Source organism: Halochromatium sp. (assembly GCF_054919635.1).
This window is the reverse complement of the sequence record NZ_JBUDPI010000431.1, coordinates 1-2,776: the sequence shown is the minus strand read 5'-3', so window position 1 is coordinate 2,776 and position 2,776 is coordinate 1. Positions and strand designations below refer to the sequence as shown.

The following is a 2,776-nucleotide window of genomic DNA, read 5'->3' as shown; positions in this document are numbered from 1 at the left end:
GCCGCAGAAACCGAGGCACTGATCCATCACATCGTTGAGCTCGGTAAGGACTGAGTAAGCCGAACCGTGCGCCGAGCCAATTCCGAGCCACGGCTGCATTTTCTGATCCCGGGCGACCTGCTTGCCCCGACCGGCGGGTATCGTTATGACCGCCTCATCGCCGCGGGCTTGCGTGCTCGAGGGTGGCAGCTGAGCCTGGTGGCGCTGGACGCAAGCTTTCCGACCCCAACCCAGCAGGCACGCGCTGACGCAGCAGCGAAGCTGAGCGCTGTCGCCGACAAGGAGCGCGTGCTGATCGACGGACTTGCGCTCGGTGTCATGCCGGAGATCGTCCAAGCCGAGCGCAAGCGCTTGCGACTGATTGGGCTCGTGCATCACCCCTTGGCGCACGAGACCGGAGTGAGCGCGGCGCAGAGCGCAGCCCTCCGGGAATCGGAGCGCGCAGCATTGGTCGCGATGCAGCAGATCGTTGTCACCAGTGCGAGCACGGCTCGACGGCTGGAACGCATGGGCATCGATGCGGCGCGCATCGCCGTCATCGAGCCAGGGACCGATCCGGCACCGCTGGCCGAGCGGACCGGCCAAGCGCCACTGCAGCTGCTGTGCGTCGGCGCACTGATCCCACGCAAGGGGCACGGCATCCTGCTCGAGGCGCTGTCGAACCTGCGCGATCTGCCTTGGCAGCTGCAGATCATCGGCAGCCTCGATCGCGATCCAGCGACCAGCGCCGATGTCCGAGCGCAGATCGAGCGGCTTGGGCTCGGCGAGCGGGCCCTGCTGCGCGGGGAGGTCGATGAGCAGGCACTCGCGACCGCCTATCAGCAGGCCGACCTGTTCGTGCTGCCGAGCCTGTTCGAAGGCTATGGCATGGCGTTCACCGAGGCCTTAGCGCGTGGTCTGCCGGTGCTCGGCTGCAATACCGGAGCCGTGGCCGACACCGTACCCAGCGACGCCGGCCTATTGGTCGCGCCCTGCTCGAGCACGGCCCTCGCATCCGCCCTGCGCAGGCTGCTCAGCGATGCCAACGAGCGCCACAGACTTGCGATCGGTGCCGAGCGTGCCCGAGCCCGGCTTCCAGATTGGCCCGGCCAAGCCCAACGTTGGGCGGAGCTGCTCGAGCATGTCTGAGTTCAGTGCCGACTGGCTGCAGCTGAGAGAAATGGCCGATGCGCGGGCGCGAGCCGATAAGCTGCTCGACCTCCTGAGCCAGACCGGGTCTGAATTCACGCCCGAGGCCAGGTTCGAGCCAGCGTCTCGGTCCAGCTCCCAGACCGAATCTAATGCTGGCTCTGCATCCAACCCTGCCACTAGCAGCGCCCTTAGGCGGCGCTATACCGAGGTCATCGATCTTGGCTCAGGCACAGGCGCCAATCTCCGCTACCTGGCGCCCAGGCTTGGCCCCGGACAACACTGGCGCTGTATCGACCGGGACTCGGCGTTGCTTTCTCAGCTTCCTGAGCGAACCGCCAGCTGGGCCCGCCGAGCCGGTTACCAGGTCGCTATTGGTCCCGCTAACGAGAGACTGAGGCTGGCCGGTCCAGGCTGGGACTGCGCGGTGTGCACCGAGCAGCGTGATCTGACCACCGCGCTGCAACCGCAAGCGCAGCGGTCGGGGACACCTCGGCCAGCAAGAACCGCCCTCGCCTTGCCAACCGGGGGCCTGGTCACCGCATCAGCACTGCTCGATCTGGTCGCTGAGGATTGGCTTGCCAGTCTGATCGAACACTGTGATCGTGCCCGCTGCGCCCTGTTGTTTGCGCTAAGCTACGATGGTCGGGTCAGGCTAACGCCGGCGAGGACAGGAGACCGACGGATCATCGAGCTTGTCAACCAGCATCAACGCGGTGACAAGGGGTTCGGAGCCGCCTTAGGTCCAACGGCCGCCGCGATGACTGAGCGGCTGCTGTCGGCCAGAGGCTACAGGTTTCAGAGTGCGAGCAGCGACTGGCAGCTCGGTCCAGACCAGCCCCAGCTGCAGAGCGCGCTGATCGCAGGCTGGCTCGAGGCCGCAACCGAGCTGGCACCGCAGAACGGCGACGCGCTGCGAGACTGGCAGCGCGCGCGACAGTCGGATATCGCGGCCGGCCGCTTGGAGATACAGGTCGGCCATCAGGATCTGATCGCGCTGCCAGCCGAGCACGGGTAAAAAACGGCCGCCGCGACGGGTGAGCATCCATCGAGGCGGCCGAAGAGGCTTGCTGCCCAGAAACTGATTGACCAGAAGCCGATGAGGTCCGGAACGTTTTGCCGAACAAGAATGGCGCGAGGCGGCTGTCCGATTAGGGATCGTGCGGGTTCAGGGCCGCGGTCTGAGCCTGAGACTGGCCCCTTGAGGAGCGATCGTTATGAGAGACCAAGCCAACTAAAAAGCCCCCGCTGAGCACCGCGAGGAGCAGCCCTGCAATGGTTAACGCATCGAAACTCATACAGCTACCTCTGTTTCGCGCATCGAAAAGACGGGGCCAGTATCGCCCCAGTCAACGACCAGGGTATTTCAGCATATACTGATGCTGTAACAGTTTGTAACGACGGCTCAGGCATCTAGACGCCGGGAACCCCTGATGAGAAACGACGACGTAGGTGCAAAGACGCAGGTGCTCGTCGTCGACGACGACGCCTCACTGCGTGAACTGCTGGAAAACTATCTGCAGCGAGAAGGCTTCAAGGTCAGTGGCGTTGCGGACGGTGTGGCGATGTTCGAATGGCTCGATGAGCGCGAGCCCGACATCATCATCCTCGACCTGATGCTGCCGGGCCTGGACGGGCTCGACGTCTG

General features: G+C 64.8%; 3 protein-coding genes. All 3 read left to right on the top strand.

Annotation, left to right across the window (positions count from 1 at the left end; all coding sequences use genetic code 11):
* Window positions 1-66 precede the first annotated feature (66 nt).
* Window positions 67-1,128, top strand: a complete 1,062-nt coding sequence (locus tag ACY693_RS17810; RefSeq protein ID WP_462323149.1) for a glycosyltransferase family 4 protein — start codon at window positions 67-69, stop codon at window positions 1,126-1,128.
* Entirely contained in the window at window positions 1,121-2,146 is a 1,026-nt protein-coding gene (locus ACY693_RS17805; RefSeq protein WP_462323148.1) for a class I SAM-dependent methyltransferase, read from the top strand. Before ACY693_RS17810 ends, ACY693_RS17805 begins: the two co-directional genes overlap by 8 nt.
* Before the next feature lie 415 nt (window positions 2,147-2,561).
* On the top strand, window positions 2,562-2,776 hold a 215-nt coding region (locus tag ACY693_RS17800; protein WP_462323147.1), incomplete at its 3' end, for a response regulator transcription factor.

Coding starts and splice junctions, on each gene's coding strand:
- ACY693_RS17805 (WP_462323148.1), top strand. CDS start 1,121: ATGTCTGAGTTCAGTGCCGACTGGCTGCAGCTGAGAGAAATGGCCGAT.